This is a genomic window from Psychrobacter sp. W2-37-MNA-CIBAN-0211, assembly GCF_040309405.1.
Classification (GTDB): domain Bacteria; phylum Pseudomonadota; class Gammaproteobacteria; order Pseudomonadales; family Moraxellaceae; genus Psychrobacter; species Psychrobacter glaciei.
Genome location: NZ_JBEOOU010000009.1, coordinates 74,376 through 98,110, shown reverse-complemented (window position 1 = coordinate 98,110; position 23,735 = coordinate 74,376). Strand labels below are relative to the sequence as shown.

The 23,735-nt window shown below is 42.3% G+C and carries 18 protein-coding genes; 7 read left to right on the top strand and 11 right to left on the bottom strand.

The window, feature by feature from the left end:
- Window positions 1-29: 29 nt before the first annotated feature.
- From AAEY72_RS09930 to serS, 3 genes are all read right to left on the bottom strand, one after another.
- The gene (locus AAEY72_RS09930) at window positions 30-908 is read right to left on the bottom strand and encodes an AbiTii domain-containing protein (RefSeq protein WP_352310388.1); all 879 of its coding nucleotides are present in this window, start codon (window positions 906-908) and stop codon (window positions 30-32) included.
- Between the two features lie 131 nt (window positions 909-1,039).
- On the bottom strand, window positions 1,040-3,037 hold the full coding sequence (gene tkt, locus AAEY72_RS09925; RefSeq protein ID WP_352310387.1) for a transketolase: 1,998 nt from the start codon (window positions 3,035-3,037) through the stop codon (window positions 1,040-1,042).
- Between the two features lie 251 nt (window positions 3,038-3,288).
- A complete protein-coding gene (gene serS / locus AAEY72_RS09920) occupies window positions 3,289-4,575 on the bottom strand; it encodes a serine--tRNA ligase (RefSeq protein ID WP_352310386.1) in 1,287 nt (428 codons plus the stop codon).
- Between the two features lie 438 nt (window positions 4,576-5,013).
- Here serS and AAEY72_RS09915 point away from each other — a divergent pair, with 438 nt between their 5' ends.
- Both AAEY72_RS09915 and AAEY72_RS09910 read left to right on the top strand, forming a co-directional pair.
- Window positions 5,014-5,673 (top strand): YcxB family protein, encoded by a 660-nt coding sequence (locus tag AAEY72_RS09915; RefSeq protein ID WP_240215358.1) that lies wholly within the window; start codon window positions 5,014-5,016, stop codon window positions 5,671-5,673.
- A gap of 241 nt (window positions 5,674-5,914) precedes the next feature.
- Window positions 5,915-6,400, top strand: a complete 486-nt coding sequence (locus tag AAEY72_RS09910; protein WP_189580173.1) for a Dps family protein — start codon at window positions 5,915-5,917, stop codon at window positions 6,398-6,400.
- Between the two features lie 123 nt (window positions 6,401-6,523).
- Here the strand turns inward: AAEY72_RS09910 and AAEY72_RS09905 are convergent, their stop codons facing one another.
- From AAEY72_RS09905 to AAEY72_RS09895, 3 genes are all read right to left on the bottom strand, one after another.
- Window positions 6,524-7,231: a DUF2057 family protein gene (locus tag AAEY72_RS09905; RefSeq protein ID WP_189580170.1), complete on the bottom strand. Its 708-nt coding sequence runs from the start codon at window positions 7,229-7,231 to the stop codon at window positions 6,524-6,526.
- Between the two features lie 71 nt (window positions 7,232-7,302).
- Window positions 7,303-8,106, bottom strand: a complete 804-nt coding sequence (gene hda, locus AAEY72_RS09900; protein WP_010196392.1) for a DnaA regulatory inactivator Hda — start codon at window positions 8,104-8,106, stop codon at window positions 7,303-7,305.
- Between the two features lie 325 nt (window positions 8,107-8,431).
- Window positions 8,432-9,535, bottom strand: a complete 1,104-nt coding sequence (locus tag AAEY72_RS09895; protein WP_010196390.1) for an AI-2E family transporter — start codon at window positions 9,533-9,535, stop codon at window positions 8,432-8,434.
- A gap of 350 nt (window positions 9,536-9,885) precedes the next feature.
- Here AAEY72_RS09895 and purM point away from each other — a divergent pair, with 350 nt between their 5' ends.
- A complete protein-coding gene (purM, locus tag AAEY72_RS09890) occupies window positions 9,886-10,935 on the top strand; it encodes a phosphoribosylformylglycinamidine cyclo-ligase (protein ID WP_210540210.1) in 1,050 nt (349 codons plus the stop codon).
- Window positions 10,935-11,627 (top strand): phosphoribosylglycinamide formyltransferase, encoded by a 693-nt coding sequence (purN, locus tag AAEY72_RS09885; RefSeq protein ID WP_352310385.1) that lies wholly within the window; start codon window positions 10,935-10,937, stop codon window positions 11,625-11,627. The genes purM and purN overlap by 1 nt, the downstream gene beginning before the upstream one ends.
- 289 nt (window positions 11,628-11,916) lie before the next feature.
- Here purN and AAEY72_RS09880 read toward each other — a convergent pair whose 3' ends face one another.
- Both AAEY72_RS09880 and AAEY72_RS09875 read right to left on the bottom strand, forming a co-directional pair.
- The gene (locus AAEY72_RS09880) at window positions 11,917-13,290 is read right to left on the bottom strand and encodes an NAD-dependent succinate-semialdehyde dehydrogenase (RefSeq protein WP_352310384.1); all 1,374 of its coding nucleotides are present in this window, start codon (window positions 13,288-13,290) and stop codon (window positions 11,917-11,919) included.
- 391 nt (window positions 13,291-13,681) lie between these two features.
- Window positions 13,682-14,671, bottom strand: coding sequence for a LysR family transcriptional regulator (locus AAEY72_RS09875; RefSeq protein ID WP_010196381.1), 990 nt, complete (start codon window positions 14,669-14,671; stop codon window positions 13,682-13,684).
- Between the two features lie 783 nt (window positions 14,672-15,454).
- On the opposite strand from AAEY72_RS09875, the gene AAEY72_RS09870 reads away from it, so the two are divergent.
- A complete protein-coding gene (locus tag AAEY72_RS09870; RefSeq protein WP_189580155.1) occupies window positions 15,455-17,041 on the top strand; it encodes an isocitrate lyase in 1,587 nt (528 codons plus the stop codon).
- 171 nt (window positions 17,042-17,212) lie between these two features.
- On the opposite strand, the gene AAEY72_RS09865 is transcribed toward AAEY72_RS09870, so the two are convergent.
- Window positions 17,213-18,433: a DUF4349 domain-containing protein gene (locus AAEY72_RS09865; protein WP_352310383.1), complete on the bottom strand. Its 1,221-nt coding sequence runs from the start codon at window positions 18,431-18,433 to the stop codon at window positions 17,213-17,215.
- Window positions 18,434-18,672: 239 nt separating this feature from the next.
- Between AAEY72_RS09865 and AAEY72_RS09860 the strand changes: the two genes are divergently transcribed.
- Window positions 18,673-20,253 carry a CYTH and CHAD domain-containing protein gene (locus tag AAEY72_RS09860; protein ID WP_352310382.1) on the top strand — a complete coding sequence of 527 codons (1,581 nt, stop codon included), beginning with the start codon at window positions 18,673-18,675 and terminating at the stop codon, window positions 20,251-20,253.
- A gap of 148 nt (window positions 20,254-20,401) precedes the next feature.
- Here the strand turns inward: AAEY72_RS09860 and AAEY72_RS09855 are convergent, their stop codons facing one another.
- Window positions 20,402-20,917 (bottom strand): L,D-transpeptidase family protein, encoded by a 516-nt coding sequence (locus tag AAEY72_RS09855; protein ID WP_352310381.1) that lies wholly within the window; start codon window positions 20,915-20,917, stop codon window positions 20,402-20,404.
- Between the two features lie 140 nt (window positions 20,918-21,057).
- On the opposite strand from AAEY72_RS09855, the gene AAEY72_RS09850 reads away from it, so the two are divergent.
- A complete protein-coding gene (locus tag AAEY72_RS09850; RefSeq protein ID WP_352310380.1) occupies window positions 21,058-22,275 on the top strand; it encodes a hypothetical protein in 1,218 nt (405 codons plus the stop codon).
- Window positions 22,276-22,385: 110 nt separating this feature from the next.
- On the opposite strand, the gene AAEY72_RS09845 is transcribed toward AAEY72_RS09850, so the two are convergent.
- Complete coding sequence (locus AAEY72_RS09845) at window positions 22,386-23,624, bottom strand: argininosuccinate synthase (RefSeq protein ID WP_352310379.1); 1,239 nt, start codon at window positions 23,622-23,624, stop codon at window positions 22,386-22,388.
- Window positions 23,625-23,735: the final 111 nt, after the last annotated feature.

Here is a 23,735-nt window from a genome sequence, read left to right as displayed (position 1 = left end):
TAAAAAAATTTATATACAAATATAGCTTACTAGGACATAAGACTTTGGATTACATCTAAAACTTCAGGTACTTTGACATCTATACCTTTTTCGACAGCTTTTGTCATGAGCGCTGATGACCAAGCAAGAAACTTAGTACCAAGTTTACTTTTATCAGGTTCACTATTTATAATATTTTCTAATTCGTTAATATCTTCATTTGGAACACCTAGCTGTCTTAAATCATTCAGAACTTGCTCCACTTTTGCTGTATAACTATTGCTAATACCTTGAGTGAAATTTTGTCCCACACCAACGTTCGAACTTGCATTATTACCATAGATATTAGTAATTATCTGACTCGCTGTATCTTTTTTATCATCGTTCATATATTCATCTTCTAAATTTGGAAAAGCTTTATTTAATTCAAGCAATGTATCTAAAAGCGTTTGTTTGGTCATGTTTAAGATATTATGTAATCTACCAAAAACTATTCTTCTTCTTACAGCTATAATGTCATCTCTTTGGAATATTCTTACTACATCTCTTACGATTTCAATAGGAAAGTCAATATAACCATATTGTTCGTTTGCATCTTTAGCATCTATTACATTTTGTTCTATATTTGATATTCCTGCCGTGTGAACATAAGTGTATAGATTTCCGTCAATTCTTTCATCAATCTCCGTTAAATCTATAGGAACATTTTTGCTTCCATAGAACGAGCTTTGCACTTTAGCAAACATTTCACAATAAAACTTTCGATATTCAGGAACAATGTCTAAATCATCATATCCGTTAAGCTCTTTATTTATCCAACTGATGAAATCATTGTTATCAATTTTATAAGCTACTAACTTAGCTCTAGTTAAAGCCTGATTGAGGGTTATTTTGTCGTAACTTATATCCTTAACTAGCTCTTTAATCATGGACATACCTAAATAAGACTTTAGTTTAGTTAGATGATACAAGTTAATGCATTAATTGGCTACAAGAAATAAAAAAGAGCTACCAGATTTCTCCGGCAGCTCTTTTTTAAACACTAATTAAATTAGGTTTGTTACACCAAACTATTCACAGCTTCAACCACAGCATCAGTCGTAATACCAAACTCTTTGTATAACTGATCTGCAGGAGCAGATTCGCCATAAGTGGTCATACCGATGACTTTGCCATCTAGACCAACGAACTTATACCAGTAATCTACATGAGCCGCTTCGACTGCTACGCGGGCACGGATATTGGCAGGCAATACGGCTTCACGATAGCTAGTATCTTGCTCAACGAAAATCTCAGCACATGGCATAGACACTACACGGACGCCAACACCATTTGCGCTCAACGCTTCATACGCTTCCATCGCTAGGCCAACTTCTGAACCAGTAGCGATGATGATGGCTTGTAGCTCGCCTTGCTCTTTCGCCAGTACATAACCGCCTTTGGTGATGTTCGCTACTTGCTCGCTATCACGTGCTTGATGTGGCAAGCTCTGACGGCTAAAGATCAATGCTGATGGGTTGTTTTCTGATTTGATTGCTTCTACCCAAGCGCTTGCAGATTCAGTCGCATCACACGGACGCCATGTGCGTAGATTTGGCGTGGTACGTAGGCTAGTCAATTGCTCAACTGGCTGATGCGTTGGGCCATCTTCACCCAGACCGATAGAGTCATGCGTATAGACATGGATAACGCGCTGTTTCATCAATGCGCCCATGCGTACCGCGTTACGTGCGTATTCCATAAACATCAGGAAGGTTGCTACGTAAGGGATAAAGCCGCCATGCAATGCGATACCATTGGCAATCGCGGTCATGCCGAACTCACGTACGCCGTAATAGATATAGTTGCCGTCAGCATCTTTTTCGATACCTTTAGCGCCTTTGAATAGCGTTAGGTTTGAGCCAGCTAAATCCGCTGAGCCGCCTAGCAATTCTGGCAATAATGGCTGCAAAGTATTGATGGCATTTTGACTGGCTTTACGGCTAGCAACATCGCCGCCCGCTTCTTGCGTTTGCTTAATATAGGCTTGTGCTTGGCTATCAAAGTCAGCAGGCAAATCACCATTTAAACGGCGTAACAATTCAGATGCCAGTTCAGGATAGGCTTTTTTGTACGCGTCAAAGTCAGCTTCCCAGTTTTTCTGTTGTACGTCGCCTTTGGCTTTAGCATTCCACGCTTCATAGATTTCGTCATCTAATTCAAATGGAGCATGCTTCCAAGACAATGCATCACGAGTCAAGGCGATTTCGTCATCACCAAGTGGTGCACCATGACTGGCTGCTAGACCCTGTTTGTTCGGGCTACCAGCACCAATCGTGGTTTTGCAAATCAGAAGACTTGGTTTAGCAGTCTCTTTAAGCGCTTGCTCAGTTGCTTGAGTGATTGCTTCAGCATCATGACCATCTACTTTGATAACTTGCCAGCCATAAGACTCAAAACGCGCTTGCGTATCATCAGTGAACCAACCTTCGACGTTACCATCGATAGAGATGCCATTGTCATCATAGAAGAAGACCAGCTTACCAAGACCTAACGTGCCAGCCAATGAGCAAACTTCATGACTGATACCTTCCATCAAGCAACCATCGCCTAAGAATGCATAGGTATTATGGTCTACGATGTTATGGCCGTCACGATTGAACTGCGCGGCTAAAGTTTTTTCTGCAATTGCAAAACCAACGGCATTAGCAATACCTTGCCCTAGTGGACCAGTAGTTGTCTCGACACCTGGTGTATAGCCAAGCTCAGGGTGACCTGGCGTTTTTGAATGCAACTGACGGAAACCTTTCAGGTCATCAACGCTGACGTCATAGCCAGATAAATGCAGCAATGAGTAAATAAGCATTGAGCCATGACCGTTCGATAAGACAAAGCGATCACGGTTGTGCCACTGTGGATCGGTTGGGTTGTGCTTCAAAAACTTGCGCCACAGAACTTCAGCAATATCAGCCATGCCCATCGGAGCACCTGGATGTCCAGAGTTGGCTTTTTGTACCGCGTCAAACGACAGTACACGAATGGCATTGGCTAATTTACGTTCGCTAATTGGAGCTGGCATAGAGTGTCCTAATATTCAAATGAGGGGTATGGCTGATAAGAGGAGAGTTTACTCAAAGGGTAATAAAATAAGGACGCAAAATGCGCCCTTACCGTGTTGGCTATAAAATTAAAGTGCAATATTAACATATTTGATGCAAGTCACGCCAAAAAATGGCATGGCTTAGCGGTGAGTATTTCACAGTAACTTATATCAATTTTATCAAAATACCCATAGTAATACGTTGTAAATCATTACAGCAAAATAACCATTTAAACTGAAATAGTCTCAGCACCGCCCATAAACGGACGCAATACTTCTGGAATCGTGATGCTACCATCTGCGTTTTGATGGTTTTCCATGACTGCCAATAGTGTACGACCAACAGCCAAGCCTGAACCGTTCAAAGTATGAGCCAAGCTAGTTTGCTTACCATCTTTGACACGTGTGCCCATGCGGCGCGCTTGGAAGTCACCACAGTTAGAGCAACTTGAGATTTCGCGGTACGTATCTTGGCTCGGTAACCATACTTCGATGTCATAAGTCTTTTGTGCGGCAAAGCCCATATCACCCGTACATAACTGCACCGTGCGGTATGGCAGGTTCAACTGCTGCAAGATATATTCGGCTTGTCCGGTCATGGCTTCTAGCAACTCATCAGACTGCTCAGCCGTGGCAATATTGACCATCTCAACTTTTTCAAACTGATGCTGACGGATCAGACCACGAGTATCACGACCATGAGAGCCTGCCTCACTACGGAAACAAGGCGTGTGCGCGGTAAACTTAAGTGGTAGCTCGCTAATGTCCAATCGCTCGCCACGTACCAAGTTGGTCATTGGCACTTCAGCAGTTGGAATCAAATAAAAATCCATGTCTTCGTTATTAGTATGGTTTTTTAGCTTAAACAAATCATCTTCAAACTTAGGCAGCTGCCCTGTACCTTTGAGGCTGTCTGAATTCACAATATAAGGCACGTACGTTTCAAGGTAGCCGTACTTCATGGTATGGGTATTCAGCATAAACTGAATCAGTGCGCGATGCATCTGTGCCAACTGTCCTTTTAGCACATTAAAGCGACTACCAGTCAGCTTGGTCGCCGCTTCAAAGTCTAGCATACCAAGTGTCTCGCCAATATAAGTGTGATCTTGAATCTCAAAATCAAACGTACGCGGCGTGCCCCACTTGCGCACTTCTACATTATCATCTTCTGACGTACCCACTGGCACATCAGCTGCTGGAATATTAGGGATTTGCATGCCAGCTTTGGTGATGCGTTCTTGCAAAGTGCGCAATTCATCTTCAGCAGCTTTAATCTCACCGCTGACACTTTGCATCTCAGCCAATAGCTCACTGGCGTCTTCGCCCGATTTTTTTAGCGCGCCTACTTGCTTAGCACCCGCATTACGGCGCGACTGCAATTCTTCAGTCTTGATCTGCAAAGATTTACGCTCTGACTCAACCGTTTGCCAAAAATCTATATCGAGTGCATAACCACGAGTGGCTAGCTGCTGTTGTAGGTCGTTTAAATCGCCGCGTAAGAGTTTCGGATCAATCATAGTAGTTGCCTGTAACACTAAAGGTGAGTAAAAGGGTTAAAAATATTATTAATATAATAATTGCTTAATGCCTGCGCCGCTATGTTTTGCATCAATATATCTTGTAGACGCTATAATACCAAGACGCAGCAGATTTGACCATGTTTTGGCTACTTTTGACTAAGTTCTCATCTATTACTTTTATTGTCTACAGAAAATCACATTTGTCTTAAATACATGGCCTAACGTTCAGCTCACCCAATAAGCCTCGCCCCTCTCTATAAATGCCATTAATATCGCGTCTATCAGCGAACAGACCTGCTTATATGTTTCATTTAGGAATACTTTTCGGTAAGATAAGCGCATACCTTTCTTACATTTTCAGCCAAGTACCGCATAGCTGCTCCACTTTGGCGATTTAAATCCAACACTTTTAACACAAGTATTTGAGAAACCTTTATGGCTCTGTATCCTTACACGCTCCAACCTGTCGCCTTAAACCTGACTGAGGCTGAATTTCACCAAGCACAGTATGAACTGTTTGCCAGTGCCAGCCCTTCATTTGGTCTATCAAGTTTAAAGACCAAAGAGTGGATCATTATGGCGGTGGTGGTGGTACTAGCCATTGCAGGGTTAATCTTTGTCACCGGCTATTCCACGATTATCTTTTGGGTCATGTTGGTTTCAGTAGTGGTCTATCTGTTGGTTCGCACTTTAGGTTTTAAATGGTACGTCAAAAGAGAGTTTGAAAAACAAGTGGCGGATCAAGAGATGCCAGATGAAATGCGCCAGATGAAGTTGGGTGTACAAAAGCATGGCTTAGTGATGGCAATGCCCGTCAATCAACCTGATATGATGAAAAACTCACAAATGCGTGGCATGCAAATGCGCGCGAGCAACACTCAACAAGCCGTTATACCTTGGACTGCTATCAAAAGCTGGGATGAAACAGACGACTATATCTTTATGATGTTTGAGATGAAAGGTCAACAAGGCAGTCAGATTGTCCCTAAACGTCTACAAGCACAAAAATTTCCTATTGATACGGTACGTCAGCATTTGCAAGAAGTGATTCCTTCTAAAGGTCTAAACCCTGAAAACTTGCAGCCACCAGCATAATGACAGTCAGGTCTCTTTAGCATTGGTATGCATGGTTGAGAAAGTTATTGTTGGTTTTATAAAACCAATCGTAAAATTACATTTATTAAATTTAACTTATTAATAATAGTTTGCTATTATTATAAGCATCAAAGGAAGAGATAGAGCTTACATTGATATATTTTATATATTGATTGGCTAGAACCACTACTCTTCTTTATTTAATCCCGTATAACAACACTCACACTATAAGGATAATATTATGAGTAACTCTAATAACGCTACTAACCAAATCGGCCTAGAAAAAGCAGATATGAGCGCTGTAATCACTGAGCTTAATAGCTTACTATCAAGCTATCACATGTTCTATATCAACGTCCGTGGTTACCACTGGAATGTCAAAGGTGAGCATTTCTTTACTTTGCACCCACAGTTTGAAGCGCTGTATACCAGCCTACAAGTACAAATCGATGAAATCGCTGAGCGTATCTTGACGTTAGGTGGTACCCCACTCCACGCGTATAGCGACTTTACTCAGCATACGAGTATCAAAGAAGACAAAAACGTCAAAGATGGCAATACTTGTGTGAAAGGCGTAGTAACTGGCCTACAAGAGCTGATTGTAGAGCAACGTAAAGTATCAGCGTTGGCAGCAGAAAGTGAAGATCAAGGCACCGCTGACCTCGTAGATGCCTATGTGCAAGAGCAAGAAAAGCTGATCTGGATGTACAACGCTTTTTTGGGTTAATAACCATCAGATCACGATAATTTAAATAATAGTCGAATGTAGAACAATAAAAAGCACCCGATATGGGTGCTTTTTTATTATCAATAATTTTTTATTATTATCAATACTTTATAGAGTATTGATTTACTGTTGAATCCACTGACGCATTTTTTCGCGCTCTGCAGGGGTTGCTTGTAGCCAAACCTGCATAAATGCATCTAACGTGTTGGTAGAGGTATTCACACTCGTAGCCTGTCTAACAGGAGCCGTTGGCGCTATGCTGACGTTGCTTTGGGCAGTAACTGATGGCTGACCAATAGCCGCAATCGCACGCTGGTTTTGTAATTCTGCATCAGTGCTACCACCAAATACACCGCCTATCGCTTTGCCCAATCCAGCAAATAAACCACCGTCGTTGTTTGCAATGCTTTTTTGACTAGCGACAATAGTATTGTTCTGCTGCACTGCGAGGGTTGGTTGATCCGCATACTCTTTGGCTGCTTCATATTTTTCTGGTTGATTGGGCATGGTCAAGCGGTATGTCTGATTGTCTGCCAACTCTGCTGTCACGCTAATATTTCCTGAACGCAGATAATCATGTTCGTCGCGAGGTAACTGATACAGTCGGTCATATTTCGCGGTGATAGCGTGCTGACCAGGCTGCAAAGTGAATTTTTTGGTCAATGGCTGAAAGGCACTCTGTTGAACTTCTTGACCATTAATGGCGGTCACCTTGATATAGTCATCGACGAGCAAAGTAACAGCAGCATGTGAGAGCATAGACACCGATCCTGCACTAATTAGTAAGGTGCTGATGGTCAGTTTTTTTAGTAAAGAAGCATTGGTTTTCATAAGTGGTTCCATTGATAATAAAGGCATTGATAACAGCGGTATTTTGAATAAAATGAATTACATTTTGAATATTAAAAATCGAGTGGCATCGTATGTTGGTCTTGACTGGCGGCATCATTGTCCACTTGCGTTTCTTGGGCAATATCTGCAAGCTCCGCCGCTAGCGTTTGCTCATCAATCGTACGCAAAGCATCACTGATTACCGCCTTAGAGATATTACTACGCCCTAGGTTTGAGAACATCGGCTGGATGTAATTGAGCACCTCCATCATGGCACCGATACGATGCGGCCCTTCGGTAAGTAGATAATCGATAATACGCTCATCAAACTGCCAACCGCGACGACGCAAGATAGACTGCAACAAGGCTTGACGGTCAGCAAGATCGTGACCATTTGGTACTTTAAAAGTAGGCGCTTGTGCCAAACGAGTGAGCAGGTCTGTCAGCTGAAACGGTAAGTCAGTGGCAGATTTATTGGCGGCAAATAATAACTGGCGCTGACCTTCACGGCTGCGATTGATCAAATGGAATAAGGCTTCTTGCCATTGACTGCTCTGCTCCAGCACTTCCAAATCATCGATTGCGATAAGATCAAAGTTCTCTAAAGATGAGAGCACGTGGACATCGGCATGAATCAATTCGTTGAGTGACAAACAAATCGCGGATTTGTCCATCTCAATGAAAGACTCACAAATAGCGGATAGTAAATGGGATTTGCCAGTAGCGGGGCTGCCAAACAGGTACAACTGGCCAATCAGGCCGACATGTAGCTGCCGCACTGCATCAATAATCGACATCCAACCGGGACCGGCAAAGTCACTGAGACTCGCATCATGCTTAATGTCCAGATTGAGACTTAGCTGGGCTTCTGCCATGAATCATCAACTCGGTTTGCGTAGCGCAATAGGTAGAAAAGGAAAAAGGTTCGGTAACTTTTAAACAGGCTTAATCAAAAACGCTTAAACAGATTTGAAGTTTCAATCGAGCTTAGTTTAACCTGACAATTATCAAAACTGACGACGCTTATCAAAACCATCATAGTAACGGCTATTACCGCTACTACTGCGCCTATATATAACATATTTGCAAAATGACTGACAAGTCTTTTACTTACTAAGCTTTGTCAGTCATCATCCATCAAGCCCAAATTTCATGCTTATTATCTAATAAATTTATCAACTTTCAATGACAAGATGTTCATTATTTTTTAAATAACACCAACTGCTTCCGACCTTTATAAAAATCTGTAGAGAGATAATAACTGTACAAATGGCGGAATAATACGTTAATGACCGCGGATACTGGTAGCGCGATAAGCATACCAACGAAACCCAATAGGCTCGCGCCAGCTAGTACCGCGAATATGACCCATAATGGTGACAATCCAATCTTATCACCTAATAATAAAGGCTGTAGGATATAGCCCTCTGCGGCTTGTCCCACTAAAAATGCACCAACGATCAATGACAGATATGTCCAATTTAAGCCGAATTGGAACAAACAAGCGATAATTGCCGCGATAAAACCAATACCAAAGCCCAGATAAGGTACGAAGCTGGCGATACCAGCCACCATCCCGATAATAAGACCTAGCTCCAGCCCAATAAGTTGTAGCTGTACGGCATAAATGGCACCCAATAAGACCATCACCAACAGCTGACCTTTGATAAACGCCATCAATGCCCGATCACACTCTTGGGCAATACCAATGACTTTTTTGCAGTATGGTGCTGGAATCGCCATCTTCCACATCTGCAGGCGTTTGTCCCAATTGAACAAGAAATAAAAGGTCAAAATGGGCACTAAAACAATCAATCCTGCATTATTGATAAAACTCATACTCGAAGCAAGCACTTGACTCATCATCGAGCTGGCATCAGAGAACTTATAGTGCGTTTGCAGGTATTCAACCAACGTTTCAGAAACGCCCTTCGCTTCTAGTAGGGGCAAGCGGATATTAGTATTGGCGATCAACCACTGGCGTACTACTTCATTGTACCAGCTCAACACTTTAGGCAAATATTCCCAAGCCGCTTGTAGCTGATGCCACAATGTTGGTATCAACCACCAAAGCAGCAGTACCATCCCCAAGGTAATGGTAGAATAGACAATAATAATGGCTATCCAGCGTTTGATGTATTTCGAGAGACGCTTGACCAGCGGATTGAATAAGTAAGCGAGCACAAAAGCAAAAACGAACGGCAGAATGACTGGTAGCATTAAATACAGCAAAACGAAGGTGATGATAAGCGCGACGACGATAAATAAACGCCGAAAAAAAGGGTCAATCGATTGGTTGATCATTAAGGGCTATCCTACAAGTAAACTGATATCGATAACTTAGCGTTAAAAAGGCAATTTTATTGCTACCAAATAACTGTCTGGTTATCTTTACGTCTATAAATTCTAAGTGCTTTGATTCTAAGTACTTTATTATCGCAGAGTAGATAAAAAAAGCAGTCATTTTTTGTTTCTTAGCGTTTAATTTACCGCTTATCTTTAATCTTAGCCGAATATTGGCAAGTTGCTTTGCGAGTGAGGTCTATTATTAGGTATAATGCGCCCACTATCTTCAAACCTTATAACCTTGATTTTTGCATAATCAATTACTTTACCTTTTAATTCTAATTATATTCCCCAACTGTGAGATGACTATGAGTGACAAGCCTTCGTTAAGCTACAAAGATGCCGGCGTTGATATCGATGCAGGTGATGCATTGGTGCAGCGAATCAAGTCCGTAGCAAAAGCCACGACTCGTCCTGAAGTCGTGGGTGGGTTGGGTGGTTTTGGCGCATTGTGCCGTATTCCAACAGGTTACACCTCACCTTTATTAGTCTCTGGTACTGACGGTGTCGGTACCAAGCTCAAGCTTGCCTTACAGCTGAATCGTCATGAGACGATCGGCATCGACTTGGTAGCGATGTGTGTCAACGATTTATTGGTGTGCGGTGCTGAGCCTTTATTCTTTTTAGATTACTATGCAACAGGCAAGCTTGATGTTGACGTAGCGGCGACTGTCGTCACTGGTATTGGCGAAGGCTGTAAGCTGGCTAATTGTGCACTTATCGGTGGCGAAACCGCTGAGATGCCAGGCATGTATCAAGACGATGATTACGATCTTGCTGGATTTTGTGTGGGCGTGGTCGAAGAAGCGGAAGTCATCACTGGCGAAAATGTCGCAGAAGGCGATGTTTTAATCGCTCTTGCCTCAAGTGGCGCGCATTCTAATGGCTACTCACTAGTGCGTAAAGTCATCGAAGTCAGCGGTATTGATGTCACTAGCAGCAATGAGCAGTTAGACGGTCAATCTATTCAAGACGCGCTGATGGCACCGACACGCATCTATGTCAAAGCCATTAAAGCCCTACAAGATACCCTTGGCAGCTCAGCCCTCCATGCTATGTCGCATATTACTGGTGGTGGCTTAACGGATAACTTACCGCGTGTATTGCCTGAAACGCTAGCCGCTAGCATCGACACCAATAGCTGGCAGTTTTCAGAGCTGTTCACTTGGTTGCAAACCCAAGGTAATATTGAGCAAAGTGAGATGTACCGCACCTTTAACTGCGGCGTAGGCTTTGTGATTGTCGTACCTAAAGAGCACGCTGACAAGGCAATTGAAACATTAAATGATGCTGGTGAGAATGCTTGGAAACTGGGTGAGATGATCAATCGTGAAGCCGACGCAGTGGTATACCGTTAATGTCCCTTGATCAATCAAGCCAACCCATCAAGCCGTTACGTATTGCCGTGCTAGTATCAGGTAGTGGTAGCAATCTACAAATCTTAATAGATGCGATGCAAGCAGGCGCGCTACCGATTGAAATAGTAGGTATCATCAGCAACCGTGAAGATGCCTACGCTATCAAGCGTGCTGAGCAAGCCAACATACCTGCCGCTGTGTTATCGCACACTGATAGCGGTAAGCGCATGGCTATTAAAACCTTTGAGAGCCATGCTAGTGCCCAATTAACGGCGTGGCAACCTGACTTAATTGTTTTGGCTGGATTTATGCGAGTGCTGAGCGGCTCATTTATCGATAATGCGCCAGCACCGATGATCAATCTTCACCCTTCTCTGCTGCCTGTTTATAAGGGGTTAGATACTCATCAACGAGTGTTGCAAGCGGGTGAACGTCATCATGGCTGTAGTATCCATGTCGTCACCGCTGAGCTTGATGCAGGTCAAGTGTTAACCCAAGCGGTATTGAACGTCAATATCAATGACACAGCAGAAAGCTTACAGTCACGGGTACAGAAGCTTGAACACCAGCTACTGCCGTGGACGATTTTACTGTTAGCAAAAAATGTGTTATCGCTGGAAGTGGACAACATCTCGTCAAAGGCCACAACTTACTTGCCAGCGTTGCCTCTACAACTATTTATAGACGTATAAAAAACTCAGTTTTCTGAGTCATTTTTTTATAACGCAATTTATATATGGTCAAAATACCCCAAAAACGCTACGCTACTGCTGATATTAATTTTTTGCAGCCTCTGTCTGCACAGGCACAGCAAGCAAGAAAAATTGATATCAGCAGTACGTGATGTATCGATATTGCTTTTCACTGACTATAACACGATAAAAAGCCCAGTCACTCATAACGAGTAACTGGGCTTTTTTTATCTAACGATCATTTATATTTTAAAAATATAAATGATCATAAGCATGTTGGTATGCATTCTTAAAATACATGAACACCTTTGATGTTGACGAACTCTTTCACACCAAAGCCACCGTGCTCACGACCATAACCTGAGTTTTTCACGCCGCCAAAAGGCAGTGCAGGATTGGCAAGACCGTAACCATTGATGTAAATCATACCTGTGTCGAATTGCTCACGTGCTAAACGAATGGCTTTCTCTTCATCTTTAGAGAAGATAGCACCACCTAAACCGTAGCGACTGTCGTTGGCAATACGCATAGCATCTTCTTCGTCTTTGGCACGAATGAGTGACGCGACAGGACCAAACAATTCGTCGTCATATGCAGGCTGACCTTTTTGCACATTTTCTAGAATGGTTGCTGGGTAGAAACTGCCTTTACCTTCAGGAACTGTACCACCAACAGCGATGGTTGCACCTTTAGCCACACTCTTTTCTACTTGATCGTGGAGCTGCTCTCGTAGATCTATACGTGCTAGAGGACCGATGTCTGAACTGTCATCCATTGGGTCACCAGCTTTTGTGCCTTCAAACTTTTCGACGATGCGCTTACGGAATTCATCATACACGCTATCGACGACGATGAAGCGTTTGGCAGCCACACAAGTTTCACCGTTGTTAATCAAGCGAGCTTGAGCACAAGTTTCTACTGCCACTTCTATATCAGCATCTTCTAATACGATAAATGCATCATTTGAGCCAAGCTCTAGTACAGCCTTTTTGATCGCTTTAGCAGCTTGTTGTCCAACAATAGCACCTGCTGAGTCACTACCAGTCAATGTCACACCGCGTACTTTGTCGTGTCCAATCAACGCTTCTGATTGATCATGATCAATGATAATAGTGCGGAACAAATCGCTTGGCAAGTCAGATTCGTGAAGTATTTTCTCTATCAATAGGCCTGAACCCGTCACGTTAGACGCATGCTTTAGCAAAATACTGTTACCTGCCATCAAGTTGGCAATGGTATAGCGAAATACCTGATATGCTGGGAAATTCCAAGGCTGCATACCGTAGATAATACCGATAGGCTGATATGAAACGATACCTTTTTTCATGCCTTCGATATCACGTACATCGTCCGCTAAAGAAGCAACACCATTTTCAGCCGTATAGTCACAGATTGCTTTACACAGATCCAACTCTTGTAAGCTCTGGCTATAAAGCTTGCCACGCTCTTCGGTCATTAGCTTAGACAGCTCTTCTTTATATTCCATCAGCTTATCACCGATAGATTTGATGGCACGACCACGCTCTTCGTGACTCACCTTGCGCCATTCTAAAAACGCATTGTGTGAGGCATTAACAATTTTATTGACCTCATCCGTGCTCATGTAATCGTAATTTTTGATCTCTTCGCCCGTGGTTGGGTTGATAGTAGTAATGTCTGACATAATTGCTGCCCTTGTTATTTGGTTTTATATATTTGAATTTTATATATTTAGTATAGTCGTGACTTTTAGTGTAGTCGTGACTTGTAATTATTTAGTTGTCACGCTGATAGAACGACATGTCGGTAAGTCGTCTTCCATCTGCAGCTATAATAACAAGGTAATCAGCGAAGAGTTTTACAATATATTGTGAAGTGTGTTGAAGATGTTAATAGTGTGACTATCTTATTAATAAATAATTAAATATTGAATAATAATTTTTAGAAAAACTAAACAAAAAAACCAGCCTAATTGTAAGGCTGGTTCATGGTCTGTACTAAATACGAGCTCGATGACGGTATTCTGAGGAGTTCAATAACTGACTATATTAATTGCATAATTGCTTAAAAACCAATTAAAACAAATGATTAATAATGGGAATATCTTGCGGTGGATTTTCTTCTTCGTCAACGATTTGACGTGCCACATGCATGATAAGCTGGCGCAACCATCTATGTGCTGGATGATGCTGTAATAAAGGTGACCACGCCATGGTTAGCTCAAACTCAGGGATAAAAAATGGTGGTTCTTCCATCTTTATACTGTCGTTGTTGGCCTGCATTTTTGCCACACGGGTGGGCAATGTCGCGATCAAATCTTTATTGGCCGCCAGCATAGCCGGCATTTGGTAATGACGGGTAAAAACGCTGATTTGGCGCTTTTGTCCCAAACGTTGCAGTGCTTGATCGATAGAACCCAACCCGCCAGATTTTTCTGGGTTGACCCCAAACCCTACACCCATCCCTGTTTTGGACACCCAAACGTGCTGCGCTTTTAGATAATTTTTGAGATTGAAGCGGTTGGCATAAGGGCTGTCAGAAGACAACAAACAGCTAAAAGTATCACGCCACACGAGCACTTGATGAAAGCTTTGTGGTATTTCATTAAAGCGGTTGATGGCCAAATCCACGCGCCCCTGCTCCATATCGCGATAAGAGACATCAGATGGCGTCAAGAAATCCAAGATGACATTGGGTGCTTCAGACCGTAATGCTTTTACCAGTTTGGGTACTAAGGTCGCCTCTGCATAGTCTGAGGTCATGATACGAAAGACACGTGAGGTACTATAAGGGCGAAATTCGGTACGTGGCTCTAGAACTTGGGTCAAGTCAGCCAATATCTCGCGGATACGGGGCTGTAGCTCAAGCGCGCGCTCGGTTGGCGTCATGCCTTCTGAGGAACGTACCAGTAATGGATCGTTAAATAGTTTACGTAAACGCCGTAAAATATTGCTCATAGCAGGTTGAGTAATGCCAAGCTGCTCGGCAGCACGTGTCACGTTTTTTTCTCGTAACAATACATCTAAATGTACCAATAAATTTAAATCAACCCGCTGCAAATTCATATATATTTCTCTTTGCCTTAGAATAAATACCATTTTAAATATTGGTATTTTTAATGCTGTCATAGAGATTTATTCTCTAGAACCGCACAATATCGTTGTTTTTTTGATTAAGATTTTCTAGTATTTGCCAATTATAACGCAAACCAGCAGTCATAAGACATTGTTTTTTATATATTATAACTAAATAAAATACCCAAGATAACTATCATAAATTAGATAAATCTTGGTAAGGCAGTTATAGTAAGTGACACAGACAAGTCATCATGTAAGCAAGAAACTGTCGGTTGAGATGCTGATTATAAGCCTGACTGACAAACACTATATTTTAATGGTCTATATCGATAGAAAAACATAATGAATTGACCATCAATACTACTAAATTAACTTTTAGACGATTATATTTTTTGGACGACAGCATCATTGATTATTGTAACACCTCTCATCGCCAATTATGAAATCACAACTCTATAATTGTTTTGGCAGTCTATAAAACATACTGAGTGAGCGCAAAGCTATCGCCCTGTACCAGATAATTTGTCAACTGCTGAGTTCAGCAAATTCCTTGTGTTTATAGATAGGTTTGTTTAGGGTAAGTGGAGCTACGTTTGATAGACATTTATTTTTGGCGAATATAACCATCCATCCTTTTTAGTGATGTCCATTCTTATTAGATGTCGATAACGTTAATAAAATCTTATTTTATTTCTTTTAATAACAGACAGTCGTAATCATTTTTTATCACTTAATTTTTATCGTTTTTACACCCCACCAAGGAGACTATATATGTCAACTGTTTATAAGTCAGCGATCGATCTAGTACGTGAATTAAAGCAAAAACACGGTAACTGGCAAAATATCAGCGAAACTGATGCTGCACGTATGATGGCACAAAACCGCTTCAAAACCGGTTTAGATATTGCAAAGTATACTGCAAAAATCATGCGCCAAGACATGGAAGACTATGACAACGATACGTCTCAGTACACTCAGTCTCTAGGTGCTTGGCACGGTTTTGTTGCACAACAAACGATGTATGCTAAGAAAAAATACTTTGGTACTACTGCTAAAACTTACATCTATCTATCAGGTTGGATGGTAGCAGCATTACGCTCTGAGTTTGGTCCTTTGCCTGATCAATCAATGCACGAAAAAACGTCAGTACCTAAGCTAATCGCAGAGATCTATACGTTCTTACGTCAAGCTGATGCTAAAGTATTGAATGACTATTTCCGTGAGCTAAACGCTGCTGAAGAAGCGGGTCAAGACACCTCAGCCATTCTAGAAAAAATCGAAAACTTTGATTCGCATGTTGTGCCAATCATTGCTGATATCGATGCTGGTTTTGGTAACGAAGAAGCGACTTACTTGCTAACTAAGCAAATGATTGAAGCTGGTGCTTGTGCTATTCAGGTTGAAAACCAAGTATCTGATGCTAAGCAATGTGGTCATCAGGCTGGTAAAGTAACTGTACCGCATGAAGACTTCATCTCAAAAATCAATGCTATTCGTTATGCATTCTTAGAGCTTGGTGTTGAAGACGGTGTTATCGTTGCTCGTACTGATTCTGAAGGCGCGTCACTTACGCAAAAAATCCCAGTATCAAATGAGCCAGGCGATCTTGCTTCTAAATATATCGATTTTATCGAAATGGAAGAAGTAACGCTAGAAGATGCTCTAGAAAACGACAGCTTGCTTAAGCACAACGGCAAACTAGTACGCCCTGTTCGCTTGCAAAACGGCTTATATCAGTTCCGTGAAGACACCAATATCGATCGCGTTGTACTTGATTGCGTAACTGCTCTAGAAAACGGTGCTGATCTACTATGGATCGAAACGCCTACGCCAAACGTTGAACACATCAAAATGATGGTTGATCGTATTAAAGAAGAGCAACCAAAAGCGAAGCTGGTTTATAACAACAGCCCATCGTTCAACTGGACGCTAAACTTTCGTAAGCAAGTTATTGCAGAGTGGGAAGAAGCTGGTAAAGACGTTTCAGCATACAACAAGAATGACTTGATGAGCGCTGATTATGACGGTACTGAATTGGATGCAGCAGCTGATGAAGCGGCTAAAAACTTCCAAAAAGACGCGTCACGTGAAGCTGGTGTATTCCATCACTTAATCACTCTACCGACTTACCACACGACTGCTCTTAGCGTTCATGAACTTGCTAAAGGCTACTTCGGTGAAGAAGGTATGCTTGCTTATGCTGCTGGCGTACAACGTAAAGAAATCCGTGAAGGCATCTCTTGTGTTAAGCACCAAGCAATGGCAGGTTCTGACCTTGGCGATGATCACAAAGAAATCTTCTCAGGCGATAATGCTCTGAAAGCTGGCGGCGGCAAGAACACAATGAACCAGTTCTAATCACCGACACTTTGTAAGTAGTTTTTATCAGTAAAAGTTATAGAAAAAGCCGCCCTACATCATGTAGGGCGGCTTTTTTATGGGCAGATGTTACCCATTAGAAAGAATACAATCAAAAACTCAGTTGAATAACAAGCATCTCAAAAACTGACTCTCGATAGAAAACGCGCTTTAATCGTTAGAATGGCGGTCATCAGTATGGCTATTGCCCTTAGCTTTTATATCAGACCTACGTTTTGCGTTGAGCTTGGCGTGGTTCATACGCCTAGTACTTCTACGAAATGTGCGATACAGTGTTTTTATAAGTCTATAAACCATATAAAACACCCCTACTAATACGGCAAGCCACCATAGTCTAATCAAAGTGATGGCGACTTCTCTTAACATCTCCCAACCCTCTTTGAATGCCTGACCCACTTGTGTGCTAAAGCTTGGACGTTCAGCTTCTATCAGTAGATCTATATTTTGCGTCGTTTCTTTATAGCTAATATCTGGTTGCGTAAAGGTTAAGTTGATCGTACTGTATTTCACTCTATCCGCAATATTCATTTGCTCTAACTGCGCATATTCCTGCTGTTGCCGAGCCGCATAGGTGGCGGTGATCGTATCGACATTACTGGTTTGATCTTTATCATTTTTGCTATCAAGCCGTTCTTGACTGAGATCCTTTGCCATATCGCTATTGAGCTTACTTGCCAGTTGCTCACGATATATATCCAAAGTGACGTCTTGAGCTGAGAACTCTTGCTCATTTAAAAAAGCCACTTGCTGCTGTACTTGTTTTAGGAACTTGTTCACGTTTTGTCTAGGGATACGTACGGTCATCTCAGCTTGTCGATAATAGGTTGTCAAAACAATATTATTATCCCCTTGCACAAAACCACGATTATCGCGCTCTCGATTGCTAATATGACTTGATGCAACGTAACCCTTTTGCTGATAGGTTAAACTTTCAATAGCGCTACTACTCTCTACCACATCCTCTACTTTAAAGTCAGCTGCCGCGTTGATAAGTAAGGTCTTACCCGCTATTTTGATATCAGCCGCTTGGCTATTAAGGGTTTGCTCACTATCATTAGATAGGTTTTGTACTTGTAACTTAGGTGAGTCTTCATTATTGGTATCTGATATATCAGCACCCTGATCCGCTATCTCTTCAATCGCTTGTTCCGTAGCCACATATTCGGTCTCAGCGCTACTTTGTTCTGATTCATATTCCTCATTTTGTTGACTGCAGCCACTAGCGATAATAGCAGTCAAGGCTATAACGCTACATACTTTAACCCAGTTTGCAGTTTGGAAGATGGAGTCACTGTAATCCGATGCTGACGTGTTTGATTTAAAGGTTTGCCTTACAGAGAAAGCCTCTGTCTTTTTTAGTCTCGTTTTCATCGCTGTAACTCCATTTTATCTTACTTTTGTTTAATTCCTTGCCTTGATTATAATGATTATTTGCCAAAAGTATATTGCTAAGCATAAAACGCATGCAAACTGTCAAAATTTCACTTGTCATTGTGAGGCAGCTTTCATACGATGTTAGTTAGTTGACTATGATTCTCGAACTATAATTATCGAACCACTAATACCTGACTATGATTATCGAAATTTGATTACCTGACTAGGAAAATACGATGCAAGAAATAGAGCTGAAGTTTTTGGTGCCAGAATCGCGGTTAAAAGGTTTGATGCGTCAAACGCACGTTAAATCGTCACAAGTACTGCAACTGGCGGCACACTATTACGATACGCCTGACCAGCAGCTTGCACAAGCAAGTATCGGCCTGCGCATTCGCAAAGAAGGTGATACATGGGTACAGACTATCAAAGCGGGTGGTGATGGGATTGCGGCGCGCTTAGAGCATAATGTTGTATTGGATAATGAACAGGTACAAGCGATGCTCGATAAGAATGAGCTGATGCCTGATTTGACAATATATGAAGACACTCCAATCGCTGAGGCACTGGCTGATTTTAAACTCAAAAAGCTAACAAAGACGCTAACACGACTTTATGTTACTGACGTCGAGCGCACTACGCGGTTGCTAACAGAAAGTAATGAGGATGAAACCGATAATGGTATCGAAATGGCTTATGATCAGGGAGAAATTATTCATGGTACTGATGAAACTCGGCGCAAAGCCATTCGAGAAATAGAGTTTGAATTGGTGTCAGGAGATTTAGATTTTCTATTTACGACTGCCAAAACATGGTGCAAGCGCTATAAGCTGTGTCTATCTACCGTCACCAAAGCCGAAAATGGCGGCTTACTTATTAATGAGCAGAGCCACAGTCCTGCAGTCAACGCAAACCTAAGTCAATTGCAAATAGACAAAGACAGCAGTGCACCTGCCTTTATACGTGCGGTAGTACACAATTGCTTATTACAGATACTACCAAATAGTAGTGCTATCGTCGCTGGCAGCATAGATGATAATCATACTTTACAATTACGGATTGGTATTGATCGCTTGCGTACTGCTTTGAAAGCATTTGTCGACTTCTCCGATGAAATTAACCCTGAATGGCTGCCGATACTTAATCAAACTGCGAACTTACTTAGCGATTATTATCAGCTTTCTTATATCAATGCACAGATCGAACCTGAGCTACAAGCATGTGGCGCGCCTGCCGTTGACTGGACGACAGATATCGAAAATATTAAAATTACACCCATTAATACGCTGCAAGCTAATGATTTTCAAATAACCTTGCTAGAGCTGATTGCCTTTACCATGAGCGACCCAAGCATTGAACCTCAGACTGATCAGCTTGCCCGCGACAAGATGGAAAAAGTCCTCTCCAAACAATATAAAAAATGCCTTAAAACCAATAAAAAAACTGACGAAGTAAGTGTTACCGAGCTTATGAGCGATGATGTAGACGAAGACATCGCTGATAATGACCAACCTGAAAGCGAGTTGCTCAATCAGTTAAGAGATTTGCGTTACATCAGTGAATTCTCCGTACCTTTACTAAGTAAGAAAAAAGCTAAGAAGAAAACCAAACGTTGGCTAAAACGGCTGATAAAAGCGCAAAAAGCGTTAGAACAACTGAACGATGATAATCAATATCAACAGCTCTACAATCTAAAATTAACAACAGATGCTAATGCTTTATATGGCGCGGGTTGGTTTGCAGCCATACTGACTGATGACCAAAGTCATATTGACGCACGTTTAGCAAAATTTGCGGACAGCTCAACGTTTTGGTAGTAGTAATATTATTTTTAAGACGGACACTACTCTCATAAAATAAGAACGTTCCATAAAAAATACAGCTTGTTGTATAACAGGCTGTATTTTTTTATCGTATTTAAATAGTGTCTATCAGCGCCATGGCTAAATTTGTACGCAACACGACCTATTCAGCAACGATCGTAACGGGCATACCCTCTTCCACTTGCTCAAATAATTCTACAACATCTTTATTACGCATACGGATACAGCCATGAGATAACGGGATGCTCATTGATTCAGTATCTGGTGTGCCATGAATATAGATATAGCGCTGATAAGTATCGCAACCACCTTGGCTATTGCTACCTTTGTTTAACCCTTCTTCGAGACCGCTCAACCAAAGAATACGGCTCAGTATCCAGTCGCGCTTGGGATGTAGCTCACCAAGATTTGCATCGTATATCTCGCCTGTCGGTACACGCCCGACAAATACAGCATTCATAGGCTCACTCCCACCTATTTTTTCTGCCACCACGTGCTTCCCGAGCGGCGTGCAACCACTATCCTGCTGACTACCAATACCATTCTTTGCAGTGGAGACTACGTATCTCACAACCTCAGTCTGCTGCTGGTACATCGTTAATGTTTGCTCAGCGATATTAATCACGAGTTGTTTATCAAGCGTCTTATTATTGGTCATAAATGCTTCCGACTATCAGTCATTCATCAGATTACTATCAAGGTTATTAGCAAAATGATTGAAAATTTCTATTATCAAGGGATTGTATCAAGACATTTGGCACCGTAATATAGGGGCACACTTTTTGATGCTAGCAGATTATGACGACTATTTCACCGACACGTGTGTCGATGTATGATTTTTTATATCATGATACCCAGCCGATGCTGTCACTTTTGGCCGATGCTGCACAGCTCTCTCTACCACAAGCTCGCTTAGGGATGGATGCCAGTCTACAAGCCATCGTAAGTGCGCTTCTCGCCTATCAGCAGCGTTATCAGGGACAATCAGTCAGCAAAAAGCTATTTAGTCGTAGTGCTGTTAAAGAGTTACGACAGTATAACTCAATGAACTTTGCAACCATTAGCGCCACAATGTACCATCGTCACGATGCAGCAGATGCTGTATTTAGCGATAATGCCCGTGTCATAAAGGCAAGCGAACATATCGCTGAGAAGATTGATGCAACGACGCAACAAGCACAAATTTTACTCACCGCTTTGTGTGTAATTGTACTCCGTGAGCTGGCTATCTTGGCAGAATACAGTCAACTCGATAATGATGAAATTAATAAGTGGTTTGCACTACAACCACAGTTTTTATCCGCAACACGTTTTGCAGCAATTGAGACAAACACTTTAGCAGCCGAAAACGCCCCAAATGCACAAGATAGCACAGAACCACATTTATTAAACATGGAACAGCTGCCAAGCGCCCCGCCAGCTTTTGATACTTACTGGTACGAGCTGACGGCATTCAAACCTGAAAATCATGATCCTGTGCAAGACATGCAATTGGCAACTGGCAACTACCTAAAAGCCATCGGGCGCTCACCTGATAATTTGCAGCAAGGCCGTCACAACGATATGTTGGTGTTTGTAGAAATGCAGGCAATTGCGTTACCTCACCAACGCTGGTTGTTACAGCTGGCTAAAATCTCGGATATCTATCTCAGCCGAAACCGTCTGCGCGTAAACTCTGAACCTGCCAATCCCCCGAAACCGCCATTGGTTAGCTTGGGGCTGATCGGTGGCAATAACGACAACACACCGGCAACGATCAGTGAAAAACCGATTGAGTATGAGACCTCAACACCGCTATGGAAAAACCCTGTTATTCTCATCATTCTTGTCGTCATCGGTATTCTTGGTGCGCTCGCCACTCTCAAATATCAAAGCCAAAAATCTGATGGTGCCATCCTTGCAACAGAAGAGGTCATAGAGCAAGACCTCCTCGAAGAACGTCAGCAGCAAGATGTGGCCATCGTAAAAGTAGACGATGATGAGCCTGTTATTGCAGACACTGCAAAAACTGAGTAGACACGGATAGTCATAAAAAAGCAGCCATAAAAAAAGAGACCCTATCAACATAGAGTCTCTTTTTTGTTGTGCGATCTAAGTTCCTAATTGGCTATAAGTAGCCAAAAAACTTACTTAGATAAATCACGACCACGGCTGGCTTCGATTGCCAAACGTAATCCGTTCAAACGAATGAAACCTTCGGCATCTTTTTGATCATACGCACCAGCATCATCTTCAAAAGTAGCAATTTTTTCATCAAATAGTGAATCGTCTGATTTACGACCGACGACACTCACAGCACCTTTATATAGTTTCACGCGAACGGTACCGTTGACATACTCTTGTGATTTGTCAATCAACGCCTGTAGCATCATACGCTCAGGGCTGAACCAATAGCCGTTATAAATGATTTTTGCATAGCGCGGCATCAGCTCATCCTTTAGATGCGCAGCTTCACGGTCTAGCGTTAGCGACTCAATACCGCGATGTGCTTTTAGCATAATGTTACCTGCTGGCGTCTCATAGCAGCCACGTGACTTCATGCCTACATAACGGTTCTCTACGATATCTAAACGTCCGATACCATGCTTGCCACCAATCTCATTTAGCTTAATCATCACTTCATACGGCTTAAGCGCTTCACCATCGATAGCAACGATGTCACCTTGTTTGTATTCTAGTTCTAGATACTGGGCTTCATCAGGGGCTTGCTCTGGGCTGACTGACCAGCGCCACATGTCATCTTCTGCTTCGGCATATGGATCTTCCAAGATGCCGCCTTCATAAGAGATATGCAGTAAGTTGGCATCCATCGAGTACGGAGATTTTTTCTTGTTGCCTGCATAATCGATGGCAATATCATGCTCTTTGGCATATTCCATCAAGCTTTCACGGCTCGATAAATCCCACTCACGCCAAGGCGCAATGGTGACAACATCTGGCGACAAGGCAACCGCACCAAGCTCGAAACGTACTTGGTCGTTGCCTTTACCGGTCGCACCATGACTGATGGCATCGGCGTTGTGTTCTTTAGCAATTTCAACCAAGCGTTTAGCAATTAGTGGGCGCGCGATAGAAGTACCAAGTAAGTACTCGCCTTCATAGATGGCATTGGCGCGGAACATCGGGAACACATAGTCACGAGCAAACTCTTCACGCAAATCTTCGATATGAATATGCTTGATACCCATGGCTTTCGCTTTGGCACGCGCCGGCTCAACTTCTTCGCCCTGACCGATATCAGCGGTAAAGGTAATCACTTCGGCGTCATAGGTTTCTTGTAGCCATTTAGCGATGATTGAGGTATCAAGACCGCCTGAATATGCCAGTACGATTTTATTAATATTTTTTGGATCAAGCTGAGCCATGAATAACTCCTATTATGAGAATGGACTGTGTGGACTATGCTAAGGGTAAAAGACGCTAAGAATCAATCAAAAGATACATTGCTTGCTCAGTGTACATCATATTTACTATCG